Genomic DNA, 13,613 nt, shown 5'->3' with positions numbered 1-13,613 from the left:
GGTCTCTGGTGCTGATAATGTGGCTACATGAACAGCCCTGCTTTTTCAAACAGCACCTCCGCACCCAGCCGGATAACAACGGCGGCGATAATCGCGGTAACCAAGCCTTTGATCAAATCAAACATAGCCCAATTCTAGCGTAAGCAATGCACGACAGCAAGGGCTGTGCTTAGTCACAGCCGGGCCATCAACTTACCGGCCCTGGTCAGTACCGGATCGCGCTCAACATAATCTGCACCCATCTCGATTCCCATCCGGTAGGCCATCAGTGTATGTTCCGGGCGGTAACCGCTTGCCCCCCGGTGAGCAATCACAATAGGGTCGCTGTCATTTGCCTGTACCACAGGTGTCCCTCCCACCAATATCAGGGCCAATCCCAAAAAAGCCTTTAATCTCATATCCATAACCATACGCCCCTCAAGCAGTTTGCAAACAGGAAAAGCACCCTGCCCGGAAAATGTGACAAACTGGCCGCTATGCTGCTTCCCGTGATAAATTCAAGACTTGACGGTCCAATAATTCAAGGGTCTTTTAAAGGTGGAGGATCGATTATGGATTTGGGACTGACCCTGGGCTCGCTTGTGGCCATCATTGTTCTTGCGCTTCTGACCGCAAAGCTGTTCCCGAACACCGGGCGGCTGGACGCTGACCGTGTCGCGCGCAACATTGTGCGCTACGCGCCCGAAGCCCAGGTTGCTGATGTCATGGTTGACGCGACCGGCAAGGTGGCGCTGGCCGCCCTTGATGCCCCTGCGGACTGTTTTGGCCTTGCGCGCCTGCTGGGGGACAGGGTTGTGTGCCGCCTGCTGACGTCAGCAGACATCCGCAAGGTCTATAAGGACCATGCCCGCATCACCCTTGTGCTGAACGATTTCACCCAACCCGAAATCACGCTAACCATGCCGGCAGCAACGCTGGCCCAGGCAACAAAGCTGCTTGATGGCTTCGCCAACCGTGAGGAGGCCACCCATGCCGCTTGACCTGCCAAGTCCAACCGATTTTGCGGTGCCCGCCTTCGTCTTTTTCGTATTGGTGGAAATGATCTATGGCTGGAAGACAGGCCGCACCAAATTTGAAGGCAAGGACGCCTTCACATCCCTGATCATGGGCCTTGGCAGCACCGTTTCCGGTGCCATTACCGTGTCCATTACCTTCTTTGTCAGCTATTGGGTGTGGGAGAATTTCGCCCTGTTCCACTGGGGTCACGCCGCGTGGGTGTTTGTAGTGGCCTTTGTGCTCGACGATCTGGCCTATTATTGGATTCACCGGTTCGGGCACCGGTCCCGCTGGATGTGGGCCGCCCATGTGATCCACCATTCGAGCCAGCATTATAACCTGACAACCGCGCTCAGGCAGACCTGGACCAGCCAGCTGACACCGGGCGCCCTGTTCCGCTGGCCCATCTTTATTCTGGGTATCGAACCCGGCATCGTCTTCTTCTGCGCGGGCCTCAATCTGATCTATCAGTTCTGGATCCACACCGAAGCCATCGACCGTATGCCCCGATGGTTCGAAGCCGTGATGAACACGCCCAGCCACCACCGGGTGCACCATGCCAACAACCCCAAGTATCTGGACGCCAACTATGCCGGGGTCTTTATCATCTGGGACAAACTGTTCGGCAGCTTCGTACCGGAAGACCGGGACGAGCCGTGCCGCTATGGCCTGGTGCGCGACCTGGGCACCTTCAACCCGCTCAGGGTCGCTTTTCATGAATGGTGGGGTATTGTCACCGACATGTGGCAGGCCAAGGGGCTCAGGACCAAGCTGATGTTCCTCGTCGCACCGCCCGGCTGGACACCAGACGGCAGCCGCAAGACCAGCGATATGATCAAGGCTGAATGGCGTGAACGGCAGGCTTCAACCAACAGCGGTTCAATCGACAGCCCACCAAAAGGCGCCCCCCAAGCCGCCGAATAGCCGATGGTTCAAGGCGTTCGCCGCCACTCTATGCAAAACCTGGTATTAGGCAGCGCCAATGACGGACTAGCCTTGCCGCTTCCGCTTGCCAATAAAGTCGAACAATACCGCGAGCAAAACACCGGCTGCGCCGCCGACTACTGTTTCAAGAATGGCAGGATACGGCAACCAAGCCCCGACAACCGCGCCCAGGATAAAGCCGATAAATAGAAAAAAGCCAACGCGTGTCGCCATGTCAGTGTCCCTTCAAAATATGCTGACGCCTTCTTATATGGCTGTGCATGTGCCGTCAAATGTCACTTTTTTGTGCAGGTGCGAAAAGAATTTTATTTTGCACTTGCGAAAAGCCGGAATTTTGGCACATTGTCGGCAATCAGATTTAGGGAGAGCGCCCCTGTTTAGAAGGCGCCCCGGAAAATTGAAGGAGAGCCCCTCATGTCTCAGGATGCAATTGTAATCGTTGGTATGGCCCGCACCCCAATGGGTGGTTTGCTGGGTGACCTGTCTACCGTTCCCGCTTCAGACCTTGGCGCTGTTGCGATCCAGGGCGCGCTTGCAAGCGCTGGCATCGAAGGTGACGCGGTCAATGAGACGATCATGGGCTGTGTGCTGCCAGCCGGCCAGGGCCAGGCCCCTGCCCGCCAGGCAAGCCGCAAAGCCGGCATCCCGGACGTCACAGGCGCTGTTACCATCAACAAAATGTGCGGCTCCGGCATGCAGGCCATGATGCAGGCGCACGACAGCCTTAAGGCTGGTACTAACAGCGTAGTTGTTGCGGGCGGCATGGAAAGCATGTCCCTGGCACCACACATTCTGCCAACCGGCCGCACCGGCGTGAAATACGGCAACGCCCAGATGCTGGACCATATGGCACTTGACGGCCTGACGGACGCCTATGCCGGCGAACCCATGGGCGTGTTCGCAGAACTCTGTGCTGCAGAATACCAATTCACCCGCGAGGCGCAGGACGCTTACGCCATCCGCTCTCTGGAGCGTGCCCAGCGCGCCATCGAGGACGGCAGCTTCGATGGTGAAGTGGTGCCGGTAACCGTCAAGTCCCGCCGCGGCGACGTGGAAGTGGCAACTGACGAGCAACCACCAAAAGCCCGTCTCGACAAAATCCCGGGCCTGCGCCCTGCCTTCAAGAAAGACGGCACAGTAACGGCTGCTAACGCCAGCTCTATCTCAGACGGTGCCGCGGCGCTTGTGATGATGACTGCCGGTGAAGCCGAAAAACGCGGCCTGAAGCCACTGGCCAAGCTGGTGGCGCACGCCAACCACGGCCAGGCGCCAGAGTGGTTCACCACGGCGCCCGTAAAAGCCATGGAAAAGGTTCTCGATAAAGCTGGCTGGACGGTCGCTGACGTTGATCTGTTCGAAGTCAACGAAGCTTTTGCCGTTGTCGCCATGGCGGCGATCCAGGAACTGGGCCTCGACCCTGAAAAAGTCAATGTGAACGGCGGCGCCTGTGCCCTTGGCCACCCAATTGGCGCATCCGGCGCGCGGATTTGCGTAACGCTCATCAACGCACTCAAGAAACGGGGCCTCAAGAAGGGTGTTGCATCCTTGTGCATCGGTGGCGGTGAAGCGACAGCCGTTGCGATTGAGCTCGCATAACAGTTAGATTAGGCCAAACGATAACCAAAGGGACACGGCCATGATCTTGACCGAAGAACAACGCATGGTGCGGGATATGGCCCGCGCCTTCGCAGCCGACCGCATCACCCCGAACGCAGCCGCGTGGGAAAAAGCCGGTGAAATCCCGGCTGATATCCTGCGGGAAATGGGCGAACTCGGGCTCATGGGCATGACCATGCCCGAACAGTGGGGCGGCGCAGAAACGGACTATGTATCCTACGCACTCGCGCTGATTGAGATCGCTGCAGGCGACGGTGGCTTGTCCACGCTGATGAGCGTCAATAACGCGCCTGTGTGTGCTGCCGTGCTCGCAAATGGTACCGATGAGCAGAAGGAAAAATTCCTCAAGCCCCTCGCCCGCGGTGAAATGATCGGCGCTTTCTGCCTGACGGAACCGCAGGCCGGTTCTGACGCCTCCATGCTCAAGACACGCGCTGAACGCACCAATTCAGGCTGGAAACTGAATGGCTCCAAGCAGTTCATCACATCCGGCAAGATCGGTGGCGCCGCCATCATCTTCGCGGTGACGGACCCATCGGCGGGCAAGCGTGGCATCTCCGCCTTCCTGGTGCCCACAGACACGCCAGGCTATACGGTCGCCAGCGTTGAGCACAAGATGGGCCAGAAATGCTCCGACACCTGTTACATCACCTTCGATGACATGGAAGTCGGCACCGACTGCCTGCTGGGTGAAGAAGGCGCGGGCTATAAGGTCGCACTATCGAACTTGGAAACCGGCCGCATCGGCATCGCCGCCCAAAGCGTGGGCATGGCACGCGCGGCGTATGACTATGCCCTTGAGTATGCCAAGGAGCGCATGAGCTTCGGCAAGCCGATTATCGAACACCAGGCTGTCGGATTCCGCCTCGCGGACATGGCCACCAAACTGAAAGCCGCCGAACTGATGGTCCTCAACGCCGCCGCCATGAAAGACGCGGGCGAACCGTGCCTCAAGGAAGCCTGCATGGCCAAACTGTTCGCGAGCGAAGCGGCAGAAGCCATCTGTTCCGACGCGATCCAGACGCTCGGGGGCTATGGTTACCTGAGCGAATATCCGGTTGAGAAGATTTACAGGGATGTCCGGGTGACCCAGATTTACGAGGGCACATCAGATATCCAGCGCATCGTGATCTCGCGGGAAATCAACCGCTAGAAAACAACCAGTCAAGAGAAAGCCGGCCCTTCCAGCGCCGGCTTTTTTATTGCCCACTTACTGGTTGGTCTGCGGGCCAGAGCCTGTCAAATGGGACGCGAAGGCTGACTTATCTTCAAAGCAATGCCAGTGGTCTTCAGAAATGGCAGCCAACCCCGTGCATGCAGCACAGTCTCCCAGATGGAAGGTGGTTCGCTGGTGGGCCTGTATGTCTGCCAGCGCAGCCTTGATTGTCGGGATACTGTAGAAAAACTGGTCATAGCTGCCATCTGCATGGCCTTTTTCCAGGCCATCCTGGATGATAGCCGCCCGCTCCGCCGCCTGCTTTGGCAGATAGAAGAACAAATCCTGCTTGTAAGCCAGCATCACGGAAGGGTCGAGCGTCAAGGTGACTCCTCTAACCGGGTTTCTTTCTCTTTCAATCTCGCTGACTACCTCAATCAGCCCGCGCGGAAAGGCATCATAACGCCCGCGCACCAGCATCGCCCACAGGCTTTCATCCGTACCCGTGACGACACACAGGCCGGCATCCCGCATGATACGGGCGTCGGGCCAGTCGGTTCCTGCACCGAAGCACACCTTGGATTGCAATTGTTGAAAGGTGATGTCGGGCTTGAGCAAGCCAACACGGTCATCGCGTACGGCAAGCAACCGGTATCCCAGCATGCCGCGTGTCAGTGGAAACGCCACTATCGCCAGCCGGCCCGCACGTGCTTCGGTATAGCCGCTATAGAGTACGTCAAAGCGCGCGTCACGGGCCTCCAGCATCCTGAGTGCGCGACCCTGCGCCATGGGGGCGATGCGGACCACCTCCATCGTATGGCCGCCACCTTGTTTCTCCAGCGCGAATTTGAGGATTTCGCCGATGTACAGATCGTCATCAGACGCAATGGCTAAACGGAAGTGTTCGGCACCGGACGGCCGGGTCACCATAAAAATCGCCGCCAATACCAATACAGCCCTCAACACGAACATGCCTCGCTGTCTTAAAATGTCACCATAAGTAGATCAGTGTACTATCTTTAGTAACATTTTCAAGAATCCGGGATGAAGTTACTCCCCAATGCTTTTACGGCTGCCGCAAATATTGGATCATTTGTACCGGTCACCCCGAACCTGCCAATTACTTAAGGCTTACCCCAAGTAATTGGCTTAAAGACACGCGATGTTGTCACAGTATTGAAGTAGCCAGCAATCCAACTGGCACTCAGCGTACGTTCTCGGTCCGGGACATGGCCTCCATGGCGGCCCAGATGGAAGGCAATTCATCCAGCGCCGCCTTTTTTCCAAGGTCAATCAGGTCATTTGCCCGGGTGAAATCCACCATGTCGATATGCCCAATCTTCGGCGCAATCACGACGTTGGGGCGATCAATCTGGAGCCGGGCCCGGCTGAGCGCCTGCAATGCCATCGACCACCCTGCCCGCGCCGTCTTCAGCGCCCGGCCGTTTTTCCTGACATCCGGCGTAACACCGTAGCGGCGCGCGCGCCCCTCATAGTCACTCTGCAAGTCAACCGCGATGATGAAATCGGCCCCTAAATCCCGTGCTGCCGCAACCGGGATCGGGTCAACCATGCCGCCATCCGCCAGCAGCATATGGGCCGTTTCAATGGGCGGCAGGACGCCCGGAACGGCAGATGAAGCCCTAAGCGCAGTCACGACATCACCTTCATCGAATACGACACGTTCGCCCGTGTATAGGTCCGCCGCCACAGCCGCAAAAGGCTTGGGCATGCCTTCAATGGTGAGCGTCCCGAAATGCTCCCGCAGGCGCTTTTCAATCTTGCTCGCGCCAATCAGGCTGCCGCTTTTGAAACCGAACTCACCAAGTGCCAGCATTTCCCTGAGGGTAATCTCGCGCGCGATCTGCTCCAGCTCATCCAGCATGTCCGCGGCCACACAGGCCCCAACGATTGATCCTATGCTGGTACCAGACACGATATCTGCACTGACACCTTCGGACGCCAGCGCGCGCACAACCCCGATATGGGCCCAGCCAAGTCCAGCTCCGCCACCAAGGGCCAATCCTATCCTCACATGTTTATCCTTTTTTTGTCTTTCTCTACCCTGACATGGGAAAAAAGCGCGGCCTCTGCAAGGGTGGCCTAAACCATTTTCCCGATTGCGCCAAAGCCCGTGCGCCCTATGCTGCTGTGCATAAGGGGAGGATCATATCATGAGAAAAATGCTGACTAGGCCTCTGGCCACACTCCTGACCGCTTTTCTCGCGTTTTCAGGCATTGTGACAGTACAGGCTGACAATGCTGCGCGCCCGCCCGTCTCTGAGAAACCATACGGCATGATGCAAAAGCTGGCGCCGCTTGAAGGCCGCTGGACCATGACCACTGAAATGACAGAAGACAACGGCGAAAGCTGGCAGGCCTTTCCCGCGTCAGAGGTGGACCTGCATCTGCGCCACAAGGGCATGATTTTGGCGGAAATCCCCGCAGATACCGCAAGTCCCGGCTTTCATATGGAAACCTATATCAGCTTCGACCAATACCGGAATGTCTACCGCAAGGCCGCCATTGATGATGTATGGGGCATCATGGATATGTATGAAGGCACGCTTGAAGGCGACGCAATCGTGTTTACCAACCTCAAATCGGGCACCACCTTCCCGGTGGGCGACGGCATTTGGCGCAACTTCCGCCTGACGCTGGAACTCAAGTCTCCCACGCGCATGCTGCATATTGAAAAATCTGACGATGGCGGCGCCAGTTGGCAAAAGGCATTCCGCATCACCTACCGGAAAGAAGCCTGAAAAAAAGACCGGCCACAAGGGCCGGTCCTGTCTCTTTCAAACGCAGGAGGCTATTCATCATAGGGCGTCGGGCTCAGGCTTGCCGCCGCCATGGTGCGAATATTCTTCCATTTCCGGTCCGCTGCCTTGATGCGACCACTTGGGTCCTTCAGCCACATGGCATGTACCTCGGGCGAATTATTCAGATATAGTTTGCCTTCCACGATCTCGAACGCTTCTGGGTCTACTTCCAGCTTCAGGCCGACAGACGCACCGAAAGCACAAAATCCGCCATACTGCGGCTCATACTTTGCGGGCTTCGCCGCGAAACGGTCGCGGTTTTCCGCCGTCGAAAATCGGTACTCCACGCCTTTGTGGATATGCCTGAAGCGGCTTTTTCCGGCCACCGGCGCTCCCTGATTGAAATAGGCAACCGCGTCATATCCTTTCAGCGCCAATTTATGGTCGCTGACATTGGTGGTGCGTACCATTGTGTCGCCCCCATATGAAGCGGAGGCCAGCATAAGCGCGGCCACCATGGTGGCAATAGATTTGAATAGTGTGGAAGAGATGGAATTAAGCACTGTCATGATCCTTTCGTATAGGTGATGGCCCCTACATAATCCGCCCGGTCACCCGCATCCATGCGCGGAGGTCCGTTCCTTTTGCGCGATCGTCTTTTGATTTGGCGTTGCCCGGACGATTGCCGTATCAAGGAGACAGAACGAAAGGATTGACCATTGACTGACACGGCTCTCAGCACCCTGCTCGCGGATGTCCGTGCCTGCAGCGCCTGCGCTCAGACACTGCCTGCAGGCCCGCGCCCGGTATTGCAGGCTGCCGCGGATGCCAGAATATTGATCGCCGGCCAGGCGCCGGGACGAAAAGTGCATGAAAGCGGTGTTCCCTTTGACGATGCATCCGGCGACCGGTTGCGCGACTGGATGGGCATCACGCGCGATACCTTCTATGATCCCAGCTACATTGCCATCCTGCCCATGGGATTCTGCTATCCGGGCACCGGAAAGTCCGGCGATCTACCGCCCCGGCCTGAATGCGCAACCTTGTGGCGTCGCCAGCTTCTGGACCTGCTTCCCAATATAGAATTAACCCTGGTGATCGGTGGATACGCCATGGACTGGCACCTGCCAGCACGCCGGAAAAAAAACCTTACAGACACAGTCCGGAACTGGCGGGCCTATCCAGATGGCATCCTGCCGCTGCCGCACCCCAGCCCCCGGAATAACATCTGGCTCAAGAAGAACCCCTGGTTTGACGTCGAGCTGCTGCCCGTCCTCAGGCACCGGGTAAGGGCCCTGACACACTAGGAAGCCTGCATCAGCCCCTGCTCCCGCCGGTAGCTGCCTGGGCCAACGCCAATGACTTTCTTGAACACTTTGGAAAAAGCGGCGAGCGATTGGTAGCCGACCTGCTCCGCGACCGCATCGGTGCTCATGTCACTTTCCAGCAGATACCGACAGGCTTTCTGCATGCGCCACAAGGTAACATATTCCATCGGCGTCATCCCCAGCATGTCCCGGAATTGGCTGGCAAAAACAGATCGGCTGAGCCCCGCCTCGGCCGCAAGTCGTTCAATTGTCCAGCGTTCGTCCGGCCGCTCATGAAACTTTGCGATACCGCGCCCCAGATGCCGGTCTGCAATGGCTGCCAGAAAGCCGCTGTCGCGGCCCGATGTGCTGTTCCACAGCCTGACTGAATGAATGAACAGGATTTCGGCCAGCCGCTTGACGATCGCGTCATTGCCCAGATGGCTGGTCTGGCTTTCAAACGACATGAACTTCATGGCACTGTCGAACCAGCTGAACTCCATCGCCTGTCGGCCTGTTATCAGGATATGGTCCGGCAACTCCTGCACCAGCGGATGACTGAAGCTTTCATCATATTCGAAATGGCCGCAGACAAGCTTTGAATATGTGTCGCCGTTACCGCCATACACAAGGTACCCGTCACCCGAATAGCCGCTCTCCGCCAAAACGTGGTCCAGGGTCAGGACCGGTGACTCCGGCTTGTCCAGCAGATAATGGCGACTGCCGTGGGGTATCAGGATCATGTCCCCTGCTGTCAGGCGAATGGCCTTGTCCTGTCCGGCCAGCCGCACCCAGCAATCGCCGCCTATGGCCATGTGGAACCGGGCGACATTCTGATAGTCGGGGACTTCAATGCCCCACGGGGCTGTCAGGTCCGTGGTGAAATAAAGGCTCCCCTTGAACTTGAGGATATCGAGTATGTCGCTGAGAACATCCATGGCGGTTCCTTTTTCAATGCCGCCATTATGCGCAGAAAGCAGGCATCGGCAATAATTCTGGACGATTGAACAAAAAAGGCGGACATCCGCGCATTGTTAATCTCGGTCAAAATCGTAGCGTCGGCTACCTGACAACTCGAAGAAGAGGCCGAAAATGATTGACCATCTTAGCGTGGGCGTAAGCGACATTGATCTCGCCCGCAAATTCTACGACACCCTGCTGAAGAGCCTGGGCATCACCCTGCTTGCCGCGACGGATCAACTGCTAGCGTATGGTTCAGGCGCAATCGAATTCATCGCAATGCTGCCTTATGACGGCGCCTCCCCAACGGGTGGCAACGGCACCCATATCGCATTCCGCGCCACCAGCCCCGAAGCCGTCGATGCCTTCCACCAAGCTGCCCTGGCAACTGGAGGCATCTGTGAAGGCGCACCTGGGCCACGGGCCTACCCGCACGCAGAGGTATATGCCGCTTATGTGCGCGACCCGTTTGGCAACAAGCTTGAAGCGCTTTCCGGCGGTTTCGCAGGCTAACAGACCAGAAAGGATAAATCATGACGACTGCATTTCATTATCTGGCCCTCTCGGGCCTGCTCACGGTCCTGCTTTGGGTGCCATACATTGGCGCCCGGGCTTTTGAATGGGGCCTGGTTACCTTTTTAAAGAATTATCCGGACGGATACCCCCAATCCCAACCGCCGCAGGCGCTCTGGGCCGCCCGGGCGCAACGGGCGCACCTCAATATGGTGGAAACCATGCCAGCCTTCATAGCCGTGGTGGTGGCAGCAGCCTTTCTCAAAGAGGGTGACATGGCAGCCGCGGAAACGGTCGGAAAATGGACACAGCTGTTCTTTTACGCCCGCCTTGGTCACGCCGGCGTCTATATCTTCGGTATCCCATATCTGCGCACGCCGGTTTACCTGGCCTCCTGGGCCGCAATATTGATGATTGGCTTTCGGGTATTGTCCTGATCAAAAGAAGGGCGCGAATTCCAGCGGTTCGCGCCCAAACACAGGTCATTCCGGAACACCGTCCGCCAGCAGTAAAACCTTGGTTCAATGCGGAGGCGTTGCCTGCGATAATGGACCGGGCCCAGTCCCTGTTGGGTTGAGGCCCTTTAATCCGCCTTGACATTATGCTGCGCCGCCATAATGATAGTGAAAACTATCGTTTGGAGACACTCATGCCAATATCCCGGCGAAAACTCTTGCAAGGCGGCGCTGCCGCCATCGGTGTCGCAGCCGCAGTCCCAGTGGGCCAACATCTGATGTGGGGGGCGAAAGATTTTGTCCGGCCAGGCTATTCACCCGACTTCCCTGACGCTCCTCCGGGCGAAGAAAGTTGGGAAAACTGGTCGGGTATCGAGCGGGCAACCCCCACAGGCATCAGCTACCCGGAAACGGAATCGATGCTTGCTGACCAGATCAGGGCCGCAACCGGCCGGGTGAGACCCTTCGGCAGCGGCCATTCCTTCACCGGCCTCGCGCCCAGCGAAGGCCTGATGGTGAATGTCAGCAGCATGTCGGGGCTGCGGGCATTCAACGCCCAGACCGGCTATGCGGTCTTCGGCGCAGGCACGCACCTGTTCGATGTCGCGGCTGACCTGGCAGCGCACGGCCGGGCCCTGCCCAATATGCCGGATATCGATGTCCAGACGCTGGCCGGTTGCTTCTCGACCGCCACTCACGGCACCGGGGCCCAGCTGACGGCACTGCATGACTATATTGCCGGGTTCCGCCTGATCACAGCGTCAGGCGATATACTGGATGTAACAGCTGCAAGTCATGCAGACCTGTTCGCGGCTGGGAAAGTGTCGCTTGGGGCCTTGGGCGTGATCACGGAATATACGCTCAAGACCGTCCCCGCCTTCAATTTGCGCCGCATTGTGCGCGCCCTGCCCGTGGAAGAAGTGCTCCGTGACGCCGAAGCGCTCGCAGACAAACACCGCAATTTTGAATTCTATTATTTCCCAAGCACCGGAATGGCTGCCACCATCACCCATGACCTGCACGAGGGGCCTGTATCTGGCGGACTGGCATCAGCAGAGGACGACGACCTGCTTGAAAGCCTGAAAGCCCTTCGGGACAAGTTTGGCTGGTGGCCGTGGCTCAGGCAGCAGGTGGCACAAGCCTCCTTCCCCAAAGGCGTGGTGGAGGATATCAGCGACGCGGCACCAAAGCTTCTGTCCACCACCAGGCCGCACAAGTTCAACGAGACCGAATATCACATCCCGCGAGAGAACGGCGTTCAGGCTGTCCGTGAGGTCATCAAGGTACTGGACGACTTGAAGGCCGGCTATTTCCCGATGGAAGTACGCTTCATCGCCCCCGATAATGCCTGGCTCAGTCCCTTCGAGGGCGGGCAGCGCATGTCCATCGCGGTTCATGCGTCGGCTGACGAGCCTTACGATCATTTCTTCAAGCTGGTTGAGCCCATCTACCGCGCCCATGGCGGGCGGCCACACTGGGGCAAGCTGCACACCCTTGGGCGTGCAGACCTTAGCCAGCTCTATCCACAGTTTGAGGCCTTCCGCGACTTGCGCAGAAGCCTTGATCCTGCGGGCAAATTCCTCAATCCTCATCTGGCCAAGATATTCGGAGAGCCATTCGATGCCTAAACTATCCCGCCGCCGTTTCCTTGTTGGCAGCGCCGCCGTCGCAGGCGCTGCAGCGATCGCCCTCAGGCCAGAAGACCGGAGCGGCCCACGCGCGGCCTATTTCCTCAGCTTGCAGACGGCGCTTATCAAGGCCGGAATCGCCACGCCGACGCTGGTGATCGACCGTCAGCGCCTGAATGCCAATATTGACACGCTCACCGGCCATCTGCCTGACGGCATGGGATACCGCATCGTTGCCAAGTCGCTGCCGTCGCTGAAGCTGCTTGAGCACATCATGACGCGGGCCGGAACCGACCGGCTGATGACCTTCAACCTACCCATGCTGTCCACGCTCAGTATCCAGAAACCTAACGCAAGCCAGCTTATCGGCAAGCCGCTGCCGGTGGCCGCCGCCCGGCACTATTTCGACACCCTGCCCGCAGACGCTGGGCCGGCCGCAGACCGGATCGAATGGCTGATCGACACGCCCGAGCGGCTGGAACAGTACCGCGCGCTCGCGCAAGGCCTGGGCCGAACGCTCAGGATCAATATCGAACTGGATGTCGGCCTGCACCGTGGGGGCCAGACACCGGGCCCCGAGCTTGGCGCCATGCTCAAAAGCATCAAGGACAGCCCAAATCTCGCCCTTGGCGGCTTCATGGGCTATGAGCCTCATATCCCGGCCATCCCGTCGGTCCTGGGCTGGCGCGAAAGTGTCAAGGACGCGGCCTGGCGCATCTACTCAGATGCGCTCACGCAGGCGCGCGATCAGTTTGGCGCCAGCGCGGTTGAGGGCATGACCCGCAACGCCGCAGGCAGCCCCACTTACCGCTATTACAGTGACACAAAGATTGCCAACGAAGTGTCGGCGGGTTCCTGCCTTGTCAAACCCAGCCATTTCGATAGCGAGCTTCTTGAGCCGCACCAACCTGCCAGCTTCATCGCCACACCGGTGATCAAGGCTGTGGACGAGACCCGTATGCCGGGACTGGAATTCGCAGACGGCATCAAAAGCATGTGGGACCCGAATTACCGCAAAACCGTCTTCATCTATGGTGGACACTGGCTGGCTGATCCCATTGACCCACCTGGCCTGGATTATAATGCCACCTTTGGCCGGTCTTCGAACCAGGAAATGCTCAATGGCGGGCCAGCGCTTGATGTTGAGCCCGACGAATTTGTCTTTTTCCGGCCGCAACAAAGCGAAGCCGTGTTCCTGCAGTTCGGCGATATCGCGGTCTATGACGGTGGGGAAATTGTCGATTTCTGGCCGGTCTTCCCGGCATCTGCCTGAC

General features: G+C 58.1%; 16 protein-coding genes. 10 read left to right on the top strand and 6 right to left on the bottom strand.

Going from position 1 to position 13,613, the window contains the following annotated elements; all coding sequences use genetic code 11:
* Positions 1-173: 173 nt before the first annotated feature.
* Positions 174-344: a glycerophosphodiester phosphodiesterase family protein gene (locus B3Z17_RS18145; RefSeq protein ID WP_286831170.1), complete on the bottom strand. Its 171-nt coding sequence runs from the start codon at positions 342-344 to the stop codon at positions 174-176.
* Between the two features lie 207 nt (positions 345-551).
* Between B3Z17_RS18145 and B3Z17_RS18140 the strand changes: the two genes are divergently transcribed.
* Both B3Z17_RS18140 and B3Z17_RS18135 read left to right on the top strand, forming a co-directional pair.
* A complete protein-coding gene (locus B3Z17_RS18140) occupies positions 552-980 on the top strand; it encodes a hypothetical protein (RefSeq protein WP_286831169.1) in 429 nt (142 codons plus the stop codon).
* Complete coding sequence (locus tag B3Z17_RS18135) at positions 970-1,920, top strand: sterol desaturase family protein (RefSeq protein ID WP_286831167.1); 951 nt, start codon at positions 970-972, stop codon at positions 1,918-1,920. The genes B3Z17_RS18140 and B3Z17_RS18135 overlap by 11 nt, the downstream gene beginning before the upstream one ends.
* 66 nt (positions 1,921-1,986) lie before the next feature.
* Here the strand turns inward: B3Z17_RS18135 and B3Z17_RS18130 are convergent, their stop codons facing one another.
* A complete protein-coding gene (locus B3Z17_RS18130) occupies positions 1,987-2,154 on the bottom strand; it encodes a hypothetical protein (RefSeq protein ID WP_286831165.1) in 168 nt (55 codons plus the stop codon).
* A gap of 201 nt (positions 2,155-2,355) precedes the next feature.
* Here B3Z17_RS18130 and B3Z17_RS18125 point away from each other — a divergent pair, with 201 nt between their 5' ends.
* Positions 2,356-3,537 (top strand): thiolase family protein, encoded by a 1,182-nt coding sequence (locus tag B3Z17_RS18125; protein ID WP_286831163.1) that lies wholly within the window; start codon positions 2,356-2,358, stop codon positions 3,535-3,537.
* A 40-nt stretch (positions 3,538-3,577) separates the two neighbouring features.
* Complete coding sequence (locus B3Z17_RS18120; protein ID WP_286831155.1) at positions 3,578-4,711, top strand: acyl-CoA dehydrogenase family protein; 1,134 nt, start codon at positions 3,578-3,580, stop codon at positions 4,709-4,711.
* Positions 4,712-4,768: 57 nt separating this feature from the next.
* On the opposite strand, the gene B3Z17_RS18115 is transcribed toward B3Z17_RS18120, so the two are convergent.
* Together B3Z17_RS18115 and B3Z17_RS18110 are read right to left on the bottom strand one after the other, a co-directional pair.
* Positions 4,769-5,686, bottom strand: a complete 918-nt coding sequence (locus tag B3Z17_RS18115) for a hypothetical protein (RefSeq protein ID WP_286831154.1) — start codon at positions 5,684-5,686, stop codon at positions 4,769-4,771.
* 232 nt (positions 5,687-5,918) lie between these two features.
* Complete coding sequence (locus B3Z17_RS18110) at positions 5,919-6,749, bottom strand: patatin-like phospholipase family protein (protein ID WP_286831153.1); 831 nt, start codon at positions 6,747-6,749, stop codon at positions 5,919-5,921.
* A 139-nt stretch (positions 6,750-6,888) separates the two neighbouring features.
* On the opposite strand from B3Z17_RS18110, the gene B3Z17_RS18105 reads away from it, so the two are divergent.
* Positions 6,889-7,476 carry a DUF1579 family protein gene (locus B3Z17_RS18105; protein WP_286831152.1) on the top strand — a complete coding sequence of 196 codons (588 nt, stop codon included), beginning with the start codon at positions 6,889-6,891 and terminating at the stop codon, positions 7,474-7,476.
* Positions 7,477-7,526: 50 nt separating this feature from the next.
* Here B3Z17_RS18105 and B3Z17_RS18100 read toward each other — a convergent pair whose 3' ends face one another.
* Complete coding sequence (locus tag B3Z17_RS18100) at positions 7,527-8,045, bottom strand: YHS domain-containing (seleno)protein (protein ID WP_068306571.1); 519 nt, start codon at positions 8,043-8,045, stop codon at positions 7,527-7,529.
* A gap of 150 nt (positions 8,046-8,195) precedes the next feature.
* Here B3Z17_RS18100 and B3Z17_RS18095 point away from each other — a divergent pair, with 150 nt between their 5' ends.
* Entirely contained in the window at positions 8,196-8,783 is a 588-nt protein-coding gene (locus B3Z17_RS18095; RefSeq protein ID WP_286831150.1) for a uracil-DNA glycosylase family protein, read from the top strand.
* Here B3Z17_RS18095 and B3Z17_RS18090 read toward each other — a convergent pair.
* On the bottom strand, positions 8,780-9,721 hold the full coding sequence (locus tag B3Z17_RS18090) for an AraC family transcriptional regulator (RefSeq protein WP_286831149.1): 942 nt from the start codon (positions 9,719-9,721) through the stop codon (positions 8,780-8,782). The two genes, B3Z17_RS18095 and B3Z17_RS18090, sit on opposite strands and share 4 nt — an antisense overlap.
* A gap of 154 nt (positions 9,722-9,875) precedes the next feature.
* Between B3Z17_RS18090 and B3Z17_RS18085 the strand changes: the two genes are divergently transcribed.
* The 4 genes from B3Z17_RS18085 (at position 9,876) to B3Z17_RS18070 (ending at position 13,612) form a co-directional block, all read left to right on the top strand.
* Positions 9,876-10,256, top strand: a complete 381-nt coding sequence (locus B3Z17_RS18085; protein ID WP_286831148.1) for a VOC family protein — start codon at positions 9,876-9,878, stop codon at positions 10,254-10,256.
* 20 nt (positions 10,257-10,276) lie between these two features.
* Positions 10,277-10,693 carry an MAPEG family protein gene (locus B3Z17_RS18080; RefSeq protein WP_286831147.1) on the top strand — a complete coding sequence of 139 codons (417 nt, stop codon included), beginning with the start codon at positions 10,277-10,279 and terminating at the stop codon, positions 10,691-10,693.
* Positions 10,694-10,905: 212 nt separating this feature from the next.
* The gene (locus tag B3Z17_RS18075; protein ID WP_286831146.1) at positions 10,906-12,339 is read left to right on the top strand and encodes a D-arabinono-1,4-lactone oxidase; all 1,434 of its coding nucleotides are present in this window, start codon (positions 10,906-10,908) and stop codon (positions 12,337-12,339) included.
* The gene (locus B3Z17_RS18070; RefSeq protein WP_286831145.1) at positions 12,332-13,612 is read left to right on the top strand and encodes an alanine racemase; all 1,281 of its coding nucleotides are present in this window, start codon (positions 12,332-12,334) and stop codon (positions 13,610-13,612) included. The genes B3Z17_RS18075 and B3Z17_RS18070 overlap by 8 nt, the downstream gene beginning before the upstream one ends.
* The last annotated feature ends 1 nt before the right edge of the window (position 13,613 follow it).

The organism is Kordiimonas sp. UBA4487 (genome assembly GCF_002389025.1).
GTDB classification, from domain to species: Bacteria; Pseudomonadota; Alphaproteobacteria; order Sphingomonadales; family Kordiimonadaceae; genus Kordiimonas; species Kordiimonas lacus.
Note: the sequence above shows the minus strand (reverse complement) of the source record. Positions and strands in the feature narration are given on the sequence as shown.

Coding starts and splice junctions, on each gene's coding strand:
- B3Z17_RS18140 (WP_286831169.1), top strand. CDS start 552: ATGGATTTGGGACTGACCCTGGGCTCGCTTGTGGCCATCATTGTTCTT.
- B3Z17_RS18135 (WP_286831167.1), top strand. CDS start 970: ATGCCGCTTGACCTGCCAAGTCCAACCGATTTTGCGGTGCCCGCCTTC.
- B3Z17_RS18130 (WP_286831165.1), bottom strand. CDS start 2,154: ATGGCGACACGCGTTGGCTTTTTTCTATTTATCGGCTTTATCCTGGGC.
- B3Z17_RS18125 (WP_286831163.1), top strand. CDS start 2,356: ATGTCTCAGGATGCAATTGTAATCGTTGGTATGGCCCGCACCCCAATG.
- B3Z17_RS18120 (WP_286831155.1), top strand. CDS start 3,578: ATGATCTTGACCGAAGAACAACGCATGGTGCGGGATATGGCCCGCGCC.
- B3Z17_RS18115 (WP_286831154.1), bottom strand. CDS start 5,686: ATGTTCGTGTTGAGGGCTGTATTGGTATTGGCGGCGATTTTTATGGTG.
- B3Z17_RS18105 (WP_286831152.1), top strand. CDS start 6,889: ATGAGAAAAATGCTGACTAGGCCTCTGGCCACACTCCTGACCGCTTTT.
- B3Z17_RS18100 (WP_068306571.1), bottom strand. CDS start 8,045: ATGACAGTGCTTAATTCCATCTCTTCCACACTATTCAAATCTATTGCC.
- B3Z17_RS18090 (WP_286831149.1), bottom strand. CDS start 9,721: ATGGATGTTCTCAGCGACATACTCGATATCCTCAAGTTCAAGGGGAGC.
- B3Z17_RS18085 (WP_286831148.1), top strand. CDS start 9,876: ATGATTGACCATCTTAGCGTGGGCGTAAGCGACATTGATCTCGCCCGC.
- B3Z17_RS18080 (WP_286831147.1), top strand. CDS start 10,277: ATGACGACTGCATTTCATTATCTGGCCCTCTCGGGCCTGCTCACGGTC.
- B3Z17_RS18075 (WP_286831146.1), top strand. CDS start 10,906: ATGCCAATATCCCGGCGAAAACTCTTGCAAGGCGGCGCTGCCGCCATC.
- B3Z17_RS18070 (WP_286831145.1), top strand. CDS start 12,332: ATGCCTAAACTATCCCGCCGCCGTTTCCTTGTTGGCAGCGCCGCCGTC.